General features: G+C 72.1%; 12 protein-coding genes. 1 reads left to right on the top strand and 11 read right to left on the bottom strand.

Annotated features, from left to right (window positions below):
- Window positions 1-9 precede the first annotated feature (9 nt).
- The 11 genes from asnB to ACWC9T_RS10030 all read right to left on the bottom strand — a co-directional run bounded on the left by asnB (window position 10) and on the right by ACWC9T_RS10030 (window position 16242).
- A complete protein-coding gene (gene asnB, locus ACWC9T_RS10080) occupies window positions 10-1944 on the bottom strand; it encodes an asparagine synthase (glutamine-hydrolyzing) (RefSeq protein WP_449820577.1) in 1935 nt (644 codons plus the stop codon).
- A gap of 3 nt (window positions 1945-1947) precedes the next feature.
- Window positions 1948-3480, bottom strand: coding sequence for a Wzz/FepE/Etk N-terminal domain-containing protein (locus tag ACWC9T_RS10075; RefSeq protein ID WP_449820576.1), 1533 nt, complete (start codon window positions 3478-3480; stop codon window positions 1948-1950).
- Window positions 3477-4841 carry a Wzz/FepE/Etk N-terminal domain-containing protein gene (locus tag ACWC9T_RS10070; RefSeq protein ID WP_449820575.1) on the bottom strand — a complete coding sequence of 455 codons (1365 nt, stop codon included), beginning with the start codon at window positions 4839-4841 and terminating at the stop codon, window positions 3477-3479. The genes ACWC9T_RS10075 and ACWC9T_RS10070 overlap by 4 nt, the downstream gene beginning before the upstream one ends.
- On the bottom strand, window positions 4838-6097 hold the full coding sequence (locus ACWC9T_RS10065) for a glycosyltransferase family 4 protein (RefSeq protein ID WP_449820574.1): 1260 nt from the start codon (window positions 6095-6097) through the stop codon (window positions 4838-4840). Before ACWC9T_RS10065 ends, ACWC9T_RS10070 begins: the two co-directional genes overlap by 4 nt.
- The gene (locus ACWC9T_RS10060) at window positions 6087-7403 is read right to left on the bottom strand and encodes a nucleotide sugar dehydrogenase (RefSeq protein ID WP_449820573.1); all 1317 of its coding nucleotides are present in this window, start codon (window positions 7401-7403) and stop codon (window positions 6087-6089) included. Before ACWC9T_RS10060 ends, ACWC9T_RS10065 begins: the two co-directional genes overlap by 11 nt.
- Window positions 7404-7476: 73 nt before the next feature.
- Window positions 7477-8961 carry a sugar transferase gene (locus ACWC9T_RS10055; protein WP_449820638.1) on the bottom strand — a complete coding sequence of 495 codons (1485 nt, stop codon included), beginning with the start codon at window positions 8959-8961 and terminating at the stop codon, window positions 7477-7479.
- 955 nt (window positions 8962-9916) lie between these two features.
- Window positions 9917-11428, bottom strand: coding sequence for an NADH-ubiquinone oxidoreductase-F iron-sulfur binding region domain-containing protein (locus tag ACWC9T_RS10050; RefSeq protein WP_449820572.1), 1512 nt, complete (start codon window positions 11426-11428; stop codon window positions 9917-9919).
- Window positions 11425-12765 carry a hypothetical protein gene (locus tag ACWC9T_RS10045; RefSeq protein WP_449820571.1) on the bottom strand — a complete coding sequence of 447 codons (1341 nt, stop codon included), beginning with the start codon at window positions 12763-12765 and terminating at the stop codon, window positions 11425-11427. The genes ACWC9T_RS10050 and ACWC9T_RS10045 overlap by 4 nt, the downstream gene beginning before the upstream one ends.
- A gap of 223 nt (window positions 12766-12988) precedes the next feature.
- On the bottom strand, window positions 12989-13126 hold the full coding sequence (locus ACWC9T_RS10040) for a hypothetical protein (RefSeq protein WP_449820570.1): 138 nt from the start codon (window positions 13124-13126) through the stop codon (window positions 12989-12991).
- A gap of 488 nt (window positions 13127-13614) precedes the next feature.
- A complete protein-coding gene (locus ACWC9T_RS10035) occupies window positions 13615-14067 on the bottom strand; it encodes a hypothetical protein (RefSeq protein WP_449820569.1) in 453 nt (150 codons plus the stop codon).
- Window positions 14068-14559: 492 nt separating this feature from the next.
- A complete protein-coding gene (locus tag ACWC9T_RS10030; protein ID WP_449820568.1) occupies window positions 14560-16242 on the bottom strand; it encodes a S53 family peptidase in 1683 nt (560 codons plus the stop codon).
- Window positions 16243-16540: 298 nt separating this feature from the next.
- On the opposite strand from ACWC9T_RS10030, the gene lepB reads away from it, so the two are divergent.
- Window positions 16541-17377 carry a signal peptidase I gene (gene lepB, locus ACWC9T_RS10025; RefSeq protein WP_449820567.1) on the top strand — a complete coding sequence of 279 codons (837 nt, stop codon included), beginning with the start codon at window positions 16541-16543 and terminating at the stop codon, window positions 17375-17377.
- Window positions 17378-17476 lie beyond the last annotated feature (99 nt).

The raw sequence follows: 17476 nt of genomic DNA, 5'->3' as shown, positions 1-17476 counted from the left end.
AAATGAGCGCTACGCCTTCGAATGAGCGCTGTGGCCGGAGCCGGAGGTCGCGCCGCGGTACCAGTACTCGAGGGTCAGCACGTGCCACAGGTGCTTGGAGAAGTCCCGCTGCCCGGCGGCGTCCTCGGCGACGAGCCGCGCCAGCGCGTCGCGGCGCAGCAACCCGGACTGGACGAGCACGCCGTCGTTGATCACCTCGCGCACCAGCGGGGCCAGGTCCCGGCTCATCCAGGCGCGCAGCGGGGCGCTGAACAGGCCCTTGGGCCGGTACACGATCTCCCGGGGCAGGATCGAGGTGGCCGCCTCCTTGAGGACGGCCTTGCCCTGGCGTCCGACGATCTTGCGATCGCCGGGCACGGTGAACGCCGCCTTGACCACCTCGACGTCCACGTACGGCACCCGCACCTCGGTCGACGCGGCCATGCTGGAGCGGTCCGTGTACGCGAGGTTCAGGCCCGGCAGGAACATCCGGGCGTCGCCCAGGCACATGCGGTTGACGAAGTCGTCGAGGTCGTTGTCCTGGTAGACGTCCGCGTGCTCGGTCAGCACGTCCTGGACCGTCCCGGCCAGGTCCGGATTCACCAGGGCGAGCAGTTCCTCCTGGTCGTACATGGTGTAGCTGCGCCGGAACGCCGTCTCCTCCGGCAGATCGGCGAAGGAGAGGAACCGCTTCGCGAACCGCACCGACCGGAACCCCCGGCGGGAGGTGGCGACCGGCAGCCGGTCCACGGTCGCGGACAGGCCCCGCCGCAGCGGCCGCGGGATGCGCTGGTAGCGCAGCGCGAGCTGGTTGGCCAGGTGCTTGCGGTAGCCGGCGAACAACTCGTCGGCCCCCATCCCCGAGAGCATCACCTTGACCCCGGCCTCCCGGGCGGCCGAGCAGATCAGGAAGGTGTTGATCGCGGCCGGGTCGCCGATCGGCTCGTCCAGGTGGTACGTCATCTGCGGCAGCAGGTCGAGCACGTCCGGAGCGATCTCGATCTCGTGCAGGTCGACGCCGAACTGCTCGGCCACCTGCCGGGCGTAGCGGAGGTCGTCCGGCATCGCCTCGAACCTGGCGTCCTCGGCACGGAACCCGATCGTGTAGGCGGAGATCCCGGGGTGGTCGCGGGCCGCCAGCGCGGTCAGGTAGCTGGAGTCCAGCCCGCCGGAGAGGAAGGTCGCCACGGGGACGTCGGCGAGCAGGTGACGCCTCGTCGACTCCTCGACGATGGCGGCGAGGTCCGGCAGTTCACCGGCCCGCGCCCGCTCCCGGCCCTCGGCGGCGACGTCCCGCAGGTGCCAGAACCGGCCGCGCTCCACCCGGCCGTCGGGCCGGCACCGCAGCCAGCTCCCCGGCGGCAGCTTCTGCGCCTCGCGGAACGCGCACCGCGAGTCCGGCACCCAGTAGTACAGCAGCGAGGCCACCAGCGCGGCGCGGTCCACCTCCAGCGACCCGCCGGTGGCGGCGGCCAGCGCCTTGAGCTCGGAGGCGAACACCAGGCCCTCACCGCGCCGGACCAGGAAGAGCGGCTTGATGCCGAGTTGGTCGCGGGCGAGCACCAGGTCACCGGTTCGCTCGTCGAAGATCCCGAACGCGAACATGCCGCGCAGCCGGGGCAGGCAGTCCGTGCCCCAGCGCCGCCAGGCCTCCAGCAGCACCTCGGTGTCGGAGGTACCACGGAAGCACACCCCGGCGGCTGCCAGTTCGGCACGCAGCTCGGGCGCGTTGTACAGCTCGCCGTTGTACGTCAGGACGAGACCGTCCGAGACCATCGGCTGGGCGCCGGTCCCGGACAGGTCGACGATGGCCAGCCGGCGGTGCCCCAGGTGCACTTCGCCGTCACCGAGGGGGTGGCTGTAGCGACCCGCCCCGTCCGGACCGCGGTGGGCGAGGGTATCGGTGAGCAGGTCGGTCACGACCTTCCCGTCCGGCCACCGGTACGTGCCTGCGATGCCACACATGTCCTACCTCGCCTCCTGGTCGCTGTCCGGGACCCGTGCGGTCCACACCGGTCGTCGCTTCGTCCGCCGCCGGCCCGTCCCGGTCCGCCGGGCCGGCCGCTCGTTCCGGCCGCGCGGCGCGGTGTGCGGCCCGTCCCACAGCGTGCCGTCGGTCCGGTCACGCGGATCGGGGTCGATCAGCACCACACCGATCACCGGAATGCGCTGGTCCGCGAGCTGCCGTGCCACGGTGTGCAGCCATGCGGCGCTGCCGTGCCCGGCACGCACGACGAGCACGGTCCGGGTGCCGAGGTGCTGGAGGTCGGTCCACGCCGTGCCGGGCGCCACCGAGCCGACGCCGAGCCGGCGCTCCTGGGGCGGCACGGCCGCGGCACCCTCGCCGCCGACCACGGGCGGGTCCCCCGGCTTCGCGCGGCGCTTGGCGAGCTGCGGGCCGGGCAGACCGTCGACGATGACCACCGGCCCCTCCTCCGCCGCCAGTGCCCCGGCGAGGTCCAGGGCGATCACGCTGGTGCTGCGCGCGCAGCCCAGTTCCAGCAGCGACACCGCTTCCGCGGAGCCGCGCACGGTGCGGGCCAAGGTCGCGGTGAGCCTGGTCCGTGCCGCCCGGGTCCGTCGGCGCTGCCACCGTCCGACCGACCGGCGGGGCACGCGGCGCAGCTCCGCGATGACCGAGGCGCCGAGGTTCGCCGCGATCTCCCGGCGCAACACGGGGCGGTCCGCCACCACCGCCCCGACCGCGGCCACCGCGAGCCCGAGGACGAGCCCGAGGACGAGCCCGATCGCGGCGTCGGTGGCGGCGGTCTTCGGCAGGGACTGCCGCACCACGCGCGGGGCGTCCACGATCTGGGTGCCGGCGACGAGCCGGGGCATGCCGACGCGCGCCTCCGCGGCGCGCTGGCCGAAGTCGGTGATCCGCGAGGTGAGTTCCGCCCGGCTGGCGAAGAGCGACTCCAGGTTCGCCGACGCCTTCGGCCCGCTCTGCTGCGATCCGTCTCCGATCTCCTGGTTGACCTTGGCGAGCTCGTCCCGCATCCGGTCGCGCTGGTCGAGCAGAGACTTGGCCTCGGCGTCCGCGGCTTCCTGTATCCGCCTCACGTGGTCCGCGACGAACGCCTCGGCCAGCGCCTTGGCCCGGGCCTGCGCCTCCGCGTCGCTGTGACCCGTCACGGTGATCTCCAGCAGGTTGTTGGTCAAGCCGATCCCCCCGTAGTCCCGCATGAAGTCCTCCGGCTTCTCCGAGGATCCGAGGGACTGCAGAGCCTTGGCGGCGATCCCCGTGGTCTGCAGCAGAGCGGCGTCGGTACGGATCAGCGTTCCGGGGTCGTTCGGCTGGTCCGCCTGATGCGCGACCAGCACCTTGGCCGTCGCGGTCGGCGGCGGCGGCCGCAGCACCGCCAGCGCCGCGCCGACCAGCAGCCCGAGCAGCGCCAGGGAACACCAGAGGCGGCGCCGCCTGCGCACCGCGACCACCAGCGCCTGCAGGTCCAGCAGTGGAGCGGCGGCCGACGACTCCGACGTCGTACTCGCCGTCACCCCGAACCTCTCCTCGCCTCGTCGCCGACCGCGAGAGCCGGCGTGGCGCCGTCCGGACGACGGCCGACGGACCTCGCCGGACGGGCCTGGACCATGCCCGCGACGACGATGCCGACGACCTCGTGCTCGGCGTCCGCGCACGCCCCGGCGATACCGGCGAGCTCGCCTTCGGTCCAGCTGCCCGCGCTGAGCACGACCAGGGCACCGGACTCCTCGTCGCGGTCCGGCACCAGCGGCCGGGACACCGGAACCCCCACCACCCGCAGCAGCGGATCGCTCCCGGCCTCGGCGACGAGCTGGTCGGCGGCCCGGCGGGCCGACTCGTCGCCGTCCGGGACGATGACCAACAGCCTTCGGGGGCCCGGACGTTGGTCGCGGAGGCGGGCGCACACCCGCCGGTAGCGGAGCTGCCTGCCGGCCTCGTCGCCGGAGGCGTGCGGGGTCGGCAGATCCCACCGGACGTCGATGCCCAGCAGCCGGCGGATCCGGGCCCGCGGGCCACGGCCTTCCGGCCCTTGCGCGGACCGTTCACCGGGTACGTCGACGGTGCCGAGGAGCGCCGAGCCCAGCGCCGCGGCGATCTCCGGTTCGGTGCGCAGTCGGCGACTCATCCGTGCTGCGGTGAGATGGCCGATGACGGCGAGCACGAAGAACAACAGCGCCCCGGCGGCGATGAGTTGTGTCCTCGTCGGCGGTGCCTCGCCGGACGGTCGGGGCGCCGCCCCCATGACGACCATGTTGGCCTTGTTGGCGGCCGGGTCGACCTGGTCCAGCTTCTTGATGGCGTCCTGCAGCGTGGTGCGCAGCTTCTCCAGCTCGGTACGGGTCTGCACGCTCTCCACGGTCTGGCCCGGATCGGCCGCAGCGGCCAGGTCGGTGATGCGGCGGCCGGCCTGAAGCACCAGCTGCCGCAGTGCCTCGGGCTGCGCCGCTTCGGGGTCGGTGCTGTCGCCCGCGATCCGCGAGGCGAACGCGACGAACTGATGGGCCACCTGATCGGAGAGCTGCTGTGCGCGCTCCGGGGTGTCGGCCGTACCCGAGATCTTGATGATGTTCCCGTCCGCGGCCGTGGCGCTCACCCGGTCCCGCAGCTCGGTGCCGCTGACCCCGGTCCAGCCGAGCGTGGTGGCCGCGCGGTCGACCACCACCGAACTGGTCGCGATCTCCGCCTGGGTCAGCAGCTCGCGGTCCTGCCACACCCCCGGCAGCAGGACCGATGCCGACGTCGTGTAGCGCGGCGGGAACAGCAGGGAGGTGCCGTAGCCGACGAGCGCACCCACCACGGCGAGGACGGCGAGGAGCCGCCAGCGCCGACGGAGGATCCGGCCGACCGTGACCAGGCGTATCGTTTCGTCGCTCAACGGTGCGGCCTTCTCCCAGGCTGGTCCGGGGAGCCCGCCGACCTCGGGTTGCGACAGGCGGCGGCGTATGCGTCGAGCAGCGATCGCTGGGAGTTGCGCCAGGACAGCGGCCCGTTGATCCGCTCCTGACCGAGCTTGCCCATCAGGGCCCGCTTCTCCGGATCGTCCATCAGCAGCGCGATGAGCCGGGCGAACTCGGACTCGTCGTTGGCGGGCGCGTAGACGGCGGCGTCACCGGCGGAGACCCGCGCCTCCCGGAGGTCGAACGAGACGATCGGCCGGCCCATCACCATGTACTCCAGGACCTTGTTCATGGTCGACACGTCGTTGAGCGGATTGCGCGGGTCCGGGGAGAGGCAGACGTCCGCGGTGGACAGGTAGCGCACCAGGTCGGCGTCCGGCACCCGCCCGGTGAACTGCACCTGCTCGGAGAGCCCGAGTTGCCGGGACAGCTCCACCATCGCGTCGAAGGTGTCGCCGGCGCCGACGAACACCGCGTGCCAGTCGGTCCGCCCGAGTTCGTCGCGCAGCTTCGCCAGGGCCCGCAAGGCGTAGTCGACGCCGTCCTGCGGGCCCATCACGCCGAGGTAGCACAGCAGATGGGGCTTGCCGCGCTTCAGCTCCGGCTCGGGCGGCACCGGCTGGAACCGGTCGGTGTCGGGCGCGCTGCGCACCACGAAGACGTCCTCCGGCCGCCGACCGCCACGGCGCAGCGCGACGTCCCGGTAGCTCTCGTTCGTGGCGAGCACGACGTCCGCGGCGCGGTACGTCCACCGTTCCAGCGCGCACACGGCGCGGTAGAGCAGGTCCTTCCCGCGGTCGAACCGGGAGAGGTACAGCTCGGGGACCAGGTCGTGCTGGTCGAACACGAACCGCGCGCCGCGCCGCTTCATCATCAGGGCCGGGAGGAACAGCAGGTCGGGCGGGTTGCAGGCGTGGACCACGTGGACCGGGCCGACCTCGCGGGCCAGCCGGGCCGTGTGCCACAACGCCGATCCGTACTCCCGCAGGTAGCCGGCCGGCCCTCCGGTGGCCGCCCGCAGCGGGTAGCGGTGGATCCGCACCCCGTCGATCTCCGCTTCCGCTTCCGTGTCCCGCTTGCTGCCCTGGGGGCAGATGACGTGGACCTCCCAGCCCGCGTCGCGCAGCGTCGCGCACTCCTGCCACACCCGCCGGTCGAACGGCACCGACAGGTTCTCCACCAGGATCAGCGCGCGACGGGCCCGCCCGTCGCCGCCGGTTGCGTCACCAAGCAAGGCCCATGTACCCCGGTTCGGTCCGGCGCGCCTCGGCGTCGGGAAGGCGGATGAGGTCGACGATCACCGGGCCGTCACCGTGGGGCAGCGCCGCCAGGACGCCCGGCTCCCTGGTCCCGACCACGCAGACCTCGGCGTGGTCGAGCACCTCGTCGACGGACTCCGCGAGCAGCTGCGCGAGGTGCGGCAGCCGGGTCTCGATGTACTCGCGGTTCGCGCCGAGGAGCCGGGAGAGGCTCACGTTGGGGTCGTAGATCCGCAGGTCGTAGCCCTTGCCGAAGAGCCGCTCCGCCAGCTCGACGAGCGGGCTCTCGCGCAGGTCGTCGGTGCCGGGCTTGAAGGACAGGCCGAACAGGCCCACCCGGCGCTTGCCGGTGCGCTCGACCAGCTCCACCGCGCGCTGGAGGTGGTCGGAGTTGGAGGGCAGCACGTGGGAGAGGATGGGCACCGAGACGTCGGCCCGGCGCGCCGCGTGGACCAGGCTGCGCAGGTCCTTGGGCAGGCAGGAGCCGCCGAAGGCGAAGCCGGGCCGCAGGTAGGCGGGGCTGATGTTCAGCTTGCGGTCGGCCAGGAACACGTCCATCACCTGGTGCGAGTCCACCCCGAGCGCCTGGCACACCGCGCCCAGCTCGTTCGCGAAGCCGATCTTGAGGCCGTGGAACGCGTTGTCCGCGTACTTGATCGCCTCGGCCGTCGGGACCGGCACCCGGAACACCTCGCCGGGCAATCCGTCGTACAGCGCCGCGACCACGTCGCCGCTCGCCGGGTCGAGCTCGCCGATGACGGTCTTGGGCGGGTCGAAGAAGTCCCGCACGCTGGTGCCCTCGCGCAGGAACTCCGGGTTGACCGCGACCCCGACGTCCACCCCGGCCGTGCCACCGAGGTGCTTCTCCAGGATCGGCACCAGCAGGTCGAGGCAGGTGCCCGGGAGCATGGTGCTGCGGAACACGACGGTGTGCCGCCCACCCCGCTCGGCCACCGCGGCACCGATCTGCTCGGTGACCCGCTCCAGGTAGGTGGTGCACAGGCTGCCGTTGGGCTCCGACGGCGTGCCCACGCAGACCAGCGACACCTCGCTGCCCGTGATCGCCTCGCGGACGTCGCCGGTGGCGCGCAACGCTCCGGACCGCACGACCTCGGCGACGAGCTCGCCGATCCGTTCCTCGACCACCGGGGCCTTGCCGTCGTTGACCAGGTCGACCTTCACCTGGTTCACGTCCACCCCGATGACCTCGTGACCCAGGCTGGCCAGGCACGCGGCCGACACGCAGCCCACGTAGCCGAGCCCTAGGACGCTGACCCTCATGACCCGTTCCTCCCCTCGGGCAGGCCCTTTTGGCCGGCCATCCGCGCGCCGATCGGACGACGCCCCCCACGCATCAGTAGGCCCCCTGCCCCTGAAGCACCGCTCGCAGCGTCTTCCACAGAATCACCGTGTCAAGGGCGAGCGACCAGTCCTCCACGTACCGCAGGTCCAGCCGGACCGCCTCCTCCCAGGGCAGGTCGCTGCGTCCGCTGATCTGCCACAGGCCGGTGAGCCCGGGCTTGACGAGCAGCCGCCGACGGATGTCCGGGCCGTACGCGGCGGACTCCTCCGGCAGCGGAGGCCGCGGACCGACGAGCGACATCGAGCCGGTGAGCACGTTGAGAAGCTGCGGGAGCTCGTCGATCGAGTACCGGCGCAGCACTCCTCCCACCCGGGTCACCCGCGGATCCCGGCGGAGCTTGAACAGCAGGCCGGCGCCCTCGTTGCGGTCGGCCAGCTCGGCACGTGCGCTGTCAGCCCCGGCGACCATGGTGCGAAACTTGACCAGGGTGAACTCGCGGCCGTCCTTGCCGACCCTGTGCTGTCGATAGAACGCCCCACCCCGGCTGTCCACCAGCACGAGCAGCCCGACGAACACCATCAGCGGCGCAAACAGGATCAGCAGGACCGCGGCACCCAGCCGATCGACGACCTCTTTGACCACCCGGCGGCCCCCGGTGAAGGTCGGCATGCTGACCCGCAGCATCGGGATCCCGAGCACCGCGTCGACGTGCAGCCGCGGGCCGGCCACCTCCATCAGCACGGGGGCCACGACCATCTCGGCGTCGCCGCCTTCGAGGTTCCAGGCCAGCCGCTGCAGCCGGTCCGGTGTCCAGTACGGGTCCGGTGTGACCGCAACGACACGGTAGCCGTCGCGGCGGACGTGGCTGGCGACGTCCGTCAGTCGGCCGACGACCGGCACTCCGTCCAGTCGGTCACCGCCCGGCCCGAGACTGTACGGCGTGCACACCGCCTCCACCCGCCAGCCGAGGTGCGGGAACTTGCGGGTTCGGGTGATCAGGTCGTGCACGGTGGCCGGGCTCCCGGCAGCGAGCACCGGCCGCAGGCACCGTCCTTCCTTCCGCTGCTTGTGCAACCAGAGGCGCAGCAGATACCGCTCGGTCATGGTGACGAGCGTGATCGCCGGGATCGCGACGAAGATCCAGAGCTTGATGTTGTGCGAGGTGAGGGCGATCCCGCCGAGCGCCAGTACGACGGCCGCCGTGAACAGTGAGCGTCCGAGCCGGCGGAATTCCTCGGCGCCCTGGCCGAGCACGGCCGGAGCCCACGACCGGGTCATCGCAAGCGCTCCCAGCACCAGCAGCTCGGTGCCGAAGGCGAGAATTCCCCATTTCTCGTGCCAGTTGGCCGCGTCCCGAACCCCGAAGAAGCCGCCTATCGCCGCTATCACGAAGGCGGTGGCCACGGTATCGCTGATGATCACAGTACGGCGGTACTGCTGCTCCCAGTCGATCCCGGGCCGGCTGATTTTCCCGTTCTCCGGACGCCCCCGCGCCGATAGAAACGGGCTGACTAATTCTCCTTCCCCCTGCTCCACAGCCCCCTCCAGGTCACCAGTGGGTTCGACGTGTTCGCTCCACACGGTTCCTCCCCCCGGGAGGCCCGCAGCCTCCCGCACCTGTTCCTCCCCTTGGGAGGCCCCGCCTCCCGTGCCGCGCTGTTCCTACCTCCGGGAGGCCCCGCCCCCCGCGAATGGCGAACCGGCTATTGCCGCGCTGCTCGAACATCCCGCCCAGGCGCCAGCAGACTCGCATGCCCCACCAGAGTCCCGAGGTGCGCGGGAAACCGTCGGCGGTTGCTCTCCACACTCAAAGCCCCATCTCGGGCACCAGGAATTGATCACCTCCCGCTGCTGCCGGGGACACGACTACGGCTGTCCGCAGCGCCGGACCTGTAGATCATTTTCGTTGCCTCGCGTCCAACCGTGCGAAGCGAAAATCAATGTAGAGCATCGGGGCCACCCAATGAGAGGGATGTGTGAAACACGTGCTCTTGATTTGAAGCCGGATCTACCCAACGGTGACGGCCGACGGGTGCCCTGCAGACGACGGCGTGCATCGTGACCTGTGATGACGGGAGTTCTCCGGGCTGCCGGCACCGGCAATCCCGAGGCGTCCCGCCACTGCCGGCCGGGCCGCGCCCAGGGCACGGGCGAAGCCATTTGTCCGCTGGCGCCGTGCGTCGAGGGTGCGTGCCGGGTGGCGCGGGCCCGGCAAGATCCGCAAGACACCGGAGATCGTCTCCAAAGGGTCAGATCCGGAGCAGGATCGAGGCGATGGCGACGGTCGCCCGGTAGGACTCGCAGGTCTTGTCGTAGCACCGGTGCCCCCGTTCGGGATCGTCGGTGCATCTCGTCAGTGTCGTCGAATCGCTCCTGATGGGCGAGGATCTCCTCCTGCGGGAGCCTCGCCAGCTGGTCCACCAATGCCTCGGCGGTCCGGCACACGTGCAGTCAGACGCGGGCCGGCCCTTCGATCACCTGGCCATCCGTCTCAGCGGCCGGACACGGCGAAGCGAAGGGCCAAGGCCGGGCACTGGTTGACCGCCCGTTTGGCGGACAGCGTCAGCCAGACCGGCACGGGGCCCTCACTGACCACCGGGAAGCCGTGCCGGTCGAGCGTGATCAGCTCCGGGGCGATGTCGGCGCACAGCCCGTGCCCGTCGCACAGCGCCCAGTCCACCTTCAGGTTCACCCGGCCGACCTCGCCGACGTCCCGGCCCGGGCTCCAGGGAACGGTTGGCAGCACTGCGCGCACCCGCCGTCCGCAGCCGGCGCCCTCGGTGTGCGCGCGGACGTCCTCGCTGAAGGCGCTGAGCGCGGACCGGACGAACCCGGCGGAACCGTCGGGGTGGGAACAGGCGCCCTGTCCCACCACCGCGGCGGCGAGCCGGCGGACCTCCTCCACCGCCGGGGTGCCGCCGCCAGCGACCATCGCGCCGAAGGCCCGTGCCAGCTCCGGCAGTCCGCGCCGGCAGGGGCCGCACTGGCCGGCCGACTCCGCGGCCAGCCACTGGACGATCCGGTACGCCTCGCCCAGCGGACAGGTGTCCTCCGGCAGCGGGATAACGATCCCGGCGCCGAACGTTCCGCCGGACTGCCGCATCCCGGCCCGGGAGCAGGGAGCGGTCACCGCCGACGCCGCGTCCAGGAACATGCCGTGGTAGCCGCCGACCAGCACTCCTTGGCCCGGTCCGGTCCCGCAGGCGTCCAGCACCGTACCGAGCGGTGTCCCGGCGGGGGCCTCCACCACCACGGGCCGCCGGGCGCCCGGGCGGTTGACCGTGAGCAGTACCGTTCCGGGTTCGGCGTCCGGGCCGACGGCGCAGTACGCCTCCGCTCCGAGCCGGGCGGCGATGGCCAGTTGGGCGTACGTCTCGGCGTTGGAGAGCAGCGTCGGAAGCCCGTCGACGCCGCCGGGTCCGCCGTCGGAGGAGCGGACCTTGCGGCTCGGCGGCAGGGCGACCAGGCCGTTGATGCCGCGGATCAGCGAACCGGACTCGCCGGAGACGAAGCGGGCCGGCTGCTGCACGACCCGGATCGGCAGCCGGGAGCGGCGTTCCGCGACCGCCGCGGGCATCGAGGTGACGCCCGGGCTGCCCTCGTCCACGCCGACGGCGACGCTGTCGGCGCGCAGCGCCTCGCCGACGAGCAGCGCGCCGTCCAGGACGAGGTGCGGGGCGCGGGCGAGCAGCATCCGGTCCTTGGCGCTGCCCGGCTCGCCCTCGGTGGCGTTGACCACGACGGCCGCGGGCAGACGCCGGCGCCGGGTGGAGTCGATCACCGCCTGGAGCTTGCGGGCGAAGGGGAAGGCGGCGCCGCCCTTCCCGGCCAGCCCGATCCGCTGGGCGAGCTCGACCAGCTCCGGACCGCCGTACTTGGGCAGTGGCCCGTGGACGGCGAGATGAGCCTCGTAGCCCATCCGGATGTACTGGTCGAGCCCGGCGGTGAGCCGGGGTGGTCCCATCCGGATGACCTCCGGGGCGTCCACGGTGCCGGCCGTCATCGGTTCGGCCAGGAGTCGACTCCGTACCCGGGCGGCTGTGTCTGGATGGGCTGGTACCAGTAGCCGGGACCGGCCCAGGACCCCTCCGCGGGCGGGAACAGCGGGCCGGTGTCGGGTCCCTGCGGGTACCCGAGGTTGCCGGCGTACGCCTGGGGCGGGTACCGCTGGACATACGACTGTTGGGGGTACTCAACGTGCTGTTGCTGCTGCTGGAACGCCGCCTGCTCAACGAAGTACTGCTGACCCCCTCCGTAGAGCATCGCGTTGAGTTCGCCGGTGTCCCAGGCACCCATCGTGAACTGGGCCTGCTGTTGCAGCTGTTGCTGCTGCTGCTGTTGTTGTTGCTGCTGCTGGAACGCCGCCTGTTCGGCCAGGTACTGCTGACGGCCGGCGTCGAGCAGGGCGTTCAGCTCACCGGTGTCCCACTGCATGGCGGCTGGGTCCATGGGCACCGGGGCGGGCATGGCGGCAGCCGAGGCGGGTTCCGGCGTCGCTGCCGGCCGGGCGTCCGGAATCTCCACGTCCAGCGCCAGCAGTGCGGAGGACTCGCCGAAGACGGGCAACTGGTCGCCGATCGGCGGGTAGCCCGCCTCCTCGCCGGGGCCGATCAGGTCCACGGCCATCAGGCGGCGGTTGGCGTTGACGCCGGTGGTGTTGCGTCCGGCTCCGTGCAGGAACTTGATGAGCAGGACGAGTGCCACCGCGGCCATGTTGACGCCGTACGACCACACGACCCAGGCCCTGGCCGGTCGCCCGGCCTCCAGCCCGTGCGCGAGGGCGAGCGGCCACGCGGCGTAGGCGACCCAGTGCATCGGTCGCCACAGCCGGGTGAGACGGGGGTTGCCGGCGAAGCGGCCGCGGAGCGCGCCGGTGGCCGCGGCCAGGACCAGGAGCTCCGCGGCGATGGTGCCGACGCCGACCACGAAGCTGGTACCGGAAGCGAACGGCACGACCGCCGCCGCCGGAGCGGCATGCCCCTCGGCGACCTTGTTGGCGACGTGGATCACCAGCGTCACCACCGCGGCCACGGAGACGGCGCGGTGCAGGGCCTGCACCGCGACCCTGTGGCGCGGTGTCAGCAGCCGTCGCTCGGCCGCCAGGAGTCCGAGGGTGACACTGCCGCTGAGGGCCATCAGCGTCAGCACGCCGAAGAAGAAGTCGACGAACCGGTGCACCGCCTCCGTGCCGCTGCGGTTGTGCGCCGTCGCGGGGAGCTGGAGAGCCTGCAACACCGTGGCGACCACGGCGAGCACCACCACGACGGCGGCGACCAGGACCGGGATCGGGGGCCTCGGCAGCTCCGGTGCCGTGCCGGCGGCGGCCGCGCGAAGTCGCACCACGGTGTCCCGCGGGGAGCTGCGACGTGGCCGCGGCCTTGTCGAATTCCTCAAGCTCTGTCCTTGTCCGATGGTGATGGTGGCCCGGCGGTCGGCACGGACCCGGTGCACATGAGCGTGGGTTCCCCGGCGACGGACGACATCAGCCGTGTGGCGCCGGGGAAAGCGGTGGGAGACCCACCGCCTGAGTGCCGGCGCGCCTCCGCGCCCGGCGGGTGGCGCTCTACCAGTGGCTGCCGTAGACCGGCGTGGGGGCACTGCCTGCCGAGGTCGGCATGCCGGTGGGCGGGTAGGCCGGGCCGGACATCGGCATGCCGGAGGTCAGATCGGCCGGGCCGGACGCCGGCATGGCGGTCGGCATGACGGTCGGCATACCGCTCGAACCGGCGGGCGGCCGCCCGGAGGGCATTGCGGGCTGCCCGGGGGCGGGCTTTCTGCCCGGCTTCAGCGTCGGCGTTCCGACCGGTGTGGTGGCGGGCGCCCCGGTCGGCGTGCCCGTAGCCCCGGACATCGGCGTGCCGGACGGTGTGCTCTCCGGCATTTCGCTCGGCGCTCCGGTCGCCCCGGCATCCGACGGCGCCGTCACGGCGGAGGGCGCGGCCGCCGGGGCGGTGGGCACGCACGCCACGACGAGCAACGAGGTCCCGACGGCGAGAAGACCGTACGACATCCGCCTGCGGACGGGCACTCGGCCGCCTCCGTCACGGGGGCGGCGAGAAGTGGTCCGGGATGAGAGTTCCATGCTGCGGTCCCTCCTGGATGAGCGATTCCGACGAGTGGTGTGGGTGCGTGACGGGCCGGAGCCAGCGAGGAGGCCCGGGAGGGCGGGTGCCGGTCCGCCCTCGGCGGTCAGCCGGCGGCGGCCAGCGGATACGTGTTCTTGTCGTCGCTCTGCACCGGCGCGGTTGCCTGCCGTACCGGAGGCTGGCCGGACGCAACGGCTGCGGACCTGCCCGAGAGGCCGCTCTCCAGCAACGCGGGTGCGGCCGGCTTGCCCGTCGCGGCCGGTGTCTGGCGAGGGGGTTCGACGGCCGCGCCGGACAGTGGCACCATCGCCGTCGCCGACGTGCTGCCGGTGACGGCGCCGGCGGTGCCGTGAGCCGGCGCCACCGGGCGGGTACGGAGGGCCAGCTGGTGGCTCACCGCTTCGTCGAGAGTGACCGGCCGCTTCAGCTCACTGGCCAACTCGGATGCGAGAAAGCCGAGTTCGGCGACGCATTGCCAGTCGAGACGGACCACGAGGCGCAGCTCCGCGCCTCCGTCAGGGGCGGCTGTGATAGCCGGGATGGCCATGTCGTTCACGGGTGATCCTTACGGTGCTGGGTCGTGGCGGGGGTCGTGGCGGGGACGCGCGTCGGCAGTCGGCCGTGGCCGGCGGCCCGGCGTGCGTCTGCATGCATCGGCATGCGTCGGCATGCGTCGGCATGCGTCGGTGTGGGCCCGAATGCCGGCCGCCCGACAGACGGCGTGGCGACGCGGGCGGGTGAGGTGAGCCCGGTGCTGTGCTGCCCGTACCGGGCTTGGCGAGAGAGACCGTACGGCGTTTCGGCCCGTCGAAACACCGTCGGCGCAGAACCTCAGGTTTCCCTAAGGGAGTGCTCACTCCGGGCTCAACCGGTACCACCGGGGTCCCGCCCAGCACCGCGTCGACGGTGCTGGGCGGGAAGTCCTCGGGAGCTCCCGGGCCACCGGGCGCGCGGGACCTCACGCGTTCGGCAGCGGCCGGCGCCGTACGCGGCTTCAACGGTCGGGCGGGGCCGTCCCACTCGGGCCGTCCCACTCGGGCCGTCCCGTTCAGCGGTGGGCGGCGAGCAGTCGGTCGGCCAGCTGGTCGGCCACCGGGGTGCCCCAGCCGGTGACCTGGTCGTAGCCGGTCCTGGTCCGGAAGTCCTGGTTGCCGCCGGAGCTCACGTCGTGGAACGCCGCCCCGCCGCCACCGGAGCCGGCCAGCGCGTACAGTTTCGGGTTCGCCTCGCCCAGCACGGCCTGGCCCGCCGCCTTGGCCTTCTGGTCGTACAGCGCGGCGAAGCCGGCCCACAGCGGAGCGGCCGCCGAGGTGCCGCCGATGGTCTGCCAGCCGGGGCCGGCCTGCCCCTGGGTGAAGATCGCGAAGCCGCTGGCGGGATCGGCGTCGGAGGAGACGTCCGGTACGGTGCGCCCGGCGGTGTTGACCCCGGTGCCGTTCTGCCAGACCGGCTTGGCGAAGACCTTGGAGGTGCCGCCGCCCGAGGTCCTCCAGGCGCTCTCGGCGGAGTAGGTGTTGCCGCTCAACCTCAGGTTGGTGCCGCCCACACCGGTGTTGTGCGGACTGGAGGCCGGGAAGTCGACCGCGGCCACGCCGGGGCCGCCGGCGGAGCGGGTGCAGTCGCGCGAGCCGTCGTCACCGGAGGCGGAGAAGATCGAGATGCCCTGGGCGGCGGCCTGCTTGAACGAGTTGTCGACCGCGGTCATGATCGAGGCGGTGGTGTCCGGCTCGCAGGAGCCCCAGGAGATCGAGATGACCGACGCCTTGTTGTCCGCGACGATCCTGGCCGCCATGTCCACCTCGCCCTGGTCGCTGTTGGGCGCCTCGTAGATCAGCTGCTGGGCGTTCGGCGCGACACCGCGCACGATCTCGCTGTCCAGCTCGACCTCGCCCTGGCCCTGGCCGGGGCGGGCATCGTAGTTGGCACCGTCCACCGGGACGGTCTGCACGGCCGGGCCGGACAGTCCGAACCTGCGGTCGTACGCAGTCAGGTCGGACGACCGGTAGCCGTCGAACTCCCAGAGGGCGACCGTGGTTCCGGCGCCGTTGGTACCGACTTTGCCGAGGTTGTAGGCGCCGTCGTACTGGGCCGGGCCGTACCCGCCCGGGGTGGCGGCCGGGGTCGAGGCGTCCGGTCCGGACATGCGGGTGGTGCGGCTAGTGTGGTCGTCCAGGCCGACGATCCCGGCGACGACGTCCGACAGATCGGACGGCACCGACGCGGGAGTGTCGTTGGCATGGAACGTCCGGCGCTGCTCGCCGTCGAGGTACGTGCTCTCGTGGGTCCCGAAGGCCGCGGCGATCCGGTCGGCCGTACCGCCGATGTCGACCACCTGCCGGTTGGCGCTCACCCCGGTCACGGTCAGGCCCTGGGAGGTGAGGAAACGGGTGACCCGGTCCACGTCGCCCTGGGTCGGGCTGTATTCGGCCTTGAACTGATCCGGCGTCAGGTACTTCCCGTACCGCGGATCCCCCGGGGTGGAGACCGCCGTGAGGAACCGGTCGAGGGCGGCGGTGTTGCGCAGCTTGAGGTTGACGGAGACCGCCAGCGGCTGCCCGGCCACGAGGGCGCCCTGCCGCTGGGAATGGGAAACGGCCGGGGACATGGTCTCCGGCAGCGCCGTTCGGGCAGCCGCGGCCTGCGGAGTCAGCGAGGCGTTGGCACTCAACGAGACGGCGGCCAGCGACAACACGGCCAGACTGGCAGACAGGGCGAACGATCGATATCGCACGGATCCTCCAGAGGGCGGGAACGTTCCGGGTTGGGGAACGTTCGAACGAGCCTTGCCGAAGAACCGTTAGAGAAGGCTTAGGCCAGCTTTATCGACAGGTGATGGAAAAGCTCGTCTCCCCGTGATCCAGGGATTTTCGGAATCGCCGGCGACTTCCACCGACGCGCGTATCGGCTTTCACCCGCAAATGGTCGCTAAGCTCCGGCCGATGAGAACTCGAGGCTTTCGCAGTTCGCGGCGGCGGGTGCGCCACCGTGTCGCTCGGGGACGGGCCGAGCGGCGCAGGCTCACCCGTCGGGTGGCGCGCCGGCGGAAGCGTTCCCGCCTGCGCGAGCTGCCGCTGATCGCGGTGGTGGCGCTGGTGCTGGCGCTGGCGCTGAAGACCTTCCTGACGCAGATGTTCGTGATCCCGTCAGGTTCGATGCAGAACACGCTCGGCATCGGCGACCGGGTCGTGGTCGACAAGCTCAGCCCGTGGTTCGGCGGCCGGCCGCACCGCGGTGACGTGGTGGTGTTCCAGGACCCCGGCGGCTGGCTGGAGGCAGATCGGCAGAACGCCTCGGACGGGCCGGTGTTGCGCACGGTGAAGACGGCCTTCTCCTTCGTCGGCCTGTTCCCCTCGGACGACAGGCGGAACCTGATCAAGCGGGTGATCGGGGTCGGCGGCGACACCGTGGCCTGCTGCGACGACCACGGCAGGATCACCGTCAACGGCGTCGCGGTGAACGAGCCCTACCTCGCGCCGGGCAACGCGCCCTCCCAGCAGACGTTCGACGTCACCGTGCCCGCGGGACGGCTCTGGGTGATGGGCGACCATCGCGATGTGTCCGCCGACTCCCGCTTCCACATGGGGAGTCCGGGCCGAGGAACCATTCCGCTGACGAGCGTGGTGGGCCGGGCGGTCGCGATCGTCTGGCCGGTCCCGCGGATCCGGCACCTGGACGCGCCCGCCTCGTTCTCCTCGCCGGCGGCCGCGGCGGCAGGCGGCGAGGAACACGGTCGGCCACCGTTCGATCCCGGTGTCCTGCCCGTACGGGCTCCGTCCGCAGCGGGCACACCGGGTGCGCTCGTGCTCCCCGTCCGGCGGCAACGGCGGGTGTCGGGGCCGACGGCAGCGGTCCCTCAGATGAGCTGATCCTTAGTACTGCAACCGCAGTTATGGGGTGTGGCCTCGGCGTTTGTAGTGGCTGCGGCGGGCGCGGGTCTGGCTGCGCCGTCGCCAGTATGACCAGCG

The organism is Kitasatospora sp. NPDC001159, assembly GCF_053598235.1.
The sequence above is the reverse complement of the archived record's forward strand: the minus strand, read 5'-3'. Positions and strand labels throughout refer to the sequence as shown.

What these genes read in the sequence shown, in the direction of transcription:
- ACWC9T_RS10050 (WP_449820572.1), bottom strand. Translation starts at nt 11,428, where the DNA reads ATGACGGCCGGCACCGTGGACGCCCCGGAGGTCATCCGGATGGGACCA.
- ACWC9T_RS10060 (WP_449820573.1), bottom strand. Translation starts at nt 7,403, where the DNA reads ATGAGGGTCAGCGTCCTAGGGCTCGGCTACGTGGGCTGCGTGTCGGCC.
- ACWC9T_RS10040 (WP_449820570.1), bottom strand. Translation starts at nt 13,126, where the DNA reads ATGCCGACCGCCATGCCGGCGTCCGGCCCGGCCGATCTGACCTCCGGC.
- asnB (WP_449820577.1), bottom strand. Translation starts at nt 1,944, where the DNA reads ATGTGTGGCATCGCAGGCACGTACCGGTGGCCGGACGGGAAGGTCGTG.